This is a genomic window from Mesorhizobium sp. M2A.F.Ca.ET.037.01.1.1 (assembly GCF_003998075.1).
Lineage (GTDB): Bacteria > Pseudomonadota > Alphaproteobacteria > Rhizobiales > Rhizobiaceae > Mesorhizobium.
The window spans coordinates 1-875 of sequence record NZ_RZSA01001558.1 but is presented as its reverse complement, the minus strand read 5'-3'; the positions used below and the strand labels follow the sequence as shown (position 1 = coordinate 875).

The window sequence follows — 875 nt, the reverse complement described above, 5'->3', positions numbered from 1 at the left end:
GTGATGCGCGGCTGCTTCGGTGGCTGCACGTTCTGCTCGATCACCGAGCATGAAGGCCGCATCATCCAGAACCGCTCCGAGGGCTCGATCCTGCGCGAGATCGAGAAGATCCGCGACAAGACCCCGGGCTTCACCGGCGTGATCTCCGATATCGGCGGGCCGACCGCCAACATGTACCGGATGGCCTGCAAGGACCCCAAGATCGAGGCGGCCTGCCGCCTGCCGTCCTGCGTGTTTCCCGATATCTGCCCCAACCTCAACACCTCGCATGACGACCTGATCCGGCTCTACCGCAAGGTCCGCGAGGTCAAGGGCGTCAAGAAGGTGATGGTCGCCTCCGGCGTGCGTTATGACCTGGCCGTCAAGAGCCCGGAATATGTCAAGGAACTGGTGACCCACCACGTCGGCGGCTACCTCAAGATCGCGCCCGAGCACACCGAGCGCGGGCCGCTCGACAAGATGATGAAGCCGGGCATCGGCACCTATGACCGCTTCAAGGAGATGTTCGACGCAGCCGCCAAGGAAGCCGGCAAGAAATACTACCTCATTCCATATTTCATCGCCGCCCATCCCGGCACGACCGACGAGGACATGCTGCAGCTGGCGCTCTGGCTGAAGAAGAACCGCTACCGCGCCGACCAGGTGCAGACCTTCCTGCCTTCGCCCATGGCGACCGCGACGGCCATGTACCACACCGGCGTCAACACGCTGAAGGGCGTGCGGCGCGGCGCGACCGACAAGGTCGAGACCGTTCGCGGCGGGCGGCAGCGCCGGCTGCACAAAGCATTCCTGCGTTACCACGACCCCGACAATTGGCCACTGCTGCGCGATGCCCTGAAGGAGATGGGCCGCGCCGACCTGATCGGTCCCCGCCC

Annotated in this window: 1 protein-coding gene; it reads left to right on the top strand. The window is 64.7% G+C overall.

Going from position 1 to position 875, the window contains the following annotated elements:
• Nucleotides 1-875 (top strand): DUF3362 domain-containing protein (locus tag EOA27_RS38345; protein WP_127258947.1); only part of this gene is annotated, 875 nt, incomplete at both ends.